This window comes from Oleiphilus sp. HI0125 (assembly GCF_001635355.1).
Genome location: NZ_LWGF01001037.1, coordinates 1 through 966, shown reverse-complemented (window position 1 = coordinate 966; position 966 = coordinate 1). Strand labels below are relative to the sequence as shown.

1 protein-coding gene is annotated in these 966 nt (G+C 44.8%); it reads right to left on the bottom strand.

All coding sequences use genetic code 11. The features are described from left to right. Window positions 1-616, bottom strand: a 616-nt coding sequence (locus A3762_RS17810; RefSeq protein WP_156493562.1) for an alcohol dehydrogenase catalytic domain-containing protein, incomplete at its 3' end; no start/stop codon positions are given. Between the last annotated feature and the right edge of the window lie 350 nt (window positions 617-966).

Sequence of the window (966 nt, the reverse complement as noted above, 5' to 3'; positions counted from 1 at the left end):
CGCCTAGACCAAAAATCGCAACGGTTGTCCCTTCTTCAACTTTTGCAGTGTTCATCACCGCTCCAATGCCCGTTGTCACGCCACAACCTAACAAGCAGACATCATGCAAAGAGGCCTCTTTATTGACTTTAGCCAGTGAAATCTCAGGGAGTACCGTGTATTCAGAAAAGGTCGACGTACCCATGTAGTGATAGATTTTTTCGCCGTCTTTCGAGAAACGAGTTGTGCCGTCAGGCATCAAACCTTGACCTTGCGTAGAACGAATTTTTTGACACAGATTTGTTTTACCGGATAAGCAAAACTTACATTCGCGGCATTCTGGCGTGTAGAGCGGAATGACATGATCACCGACCGCTACAGAAGTTACGCCCTCACCAACAGCTTCAACAATACCGCCGCCCTCATGACCAAGAATCGCTGGAAAAACACCCTCTGGATCCTCTCCCGACAAAGTGAATGCATCAGTGTGACACACGCCAGATGCAAGTACTTTTACCAGCACCTCACCTGCTTTCGGCATCTCCACTTCGATAGTTTCTATTGATAGCGGAGCTCCAGCTTTCCACGCAACAGCGGCTTTACATTCGATACGACCATTCGCATTTAAGGCTTTCATGATGATTTCCCTGAAGTTTGTTTTTATTGGCTAAAGAAGACAGCAGAAACATCTTGTCCAAGTATCACTTCTCTAGCCTATACCAGAACCAACTTGCTTTACGAGTCCATGCTTTACTTTGGTTTATATCCAAAGAACAAAAGCATCTAAATAAGTTCACGCGTAGGTAAATAGTTCCGGAATTATTCAACCAACACCTGTCAACATGTCTTTAAAAAGTATGTGTGGAACCAACTTTCGCATGATCACTCAACAATGCGCTCAAGTCTGTATTGATATGAATACTCTCTGGTGCGTCAGGTCCCGAACTACTGCTGCAAGCAAATAATCCAACGATCACAGAACTCACC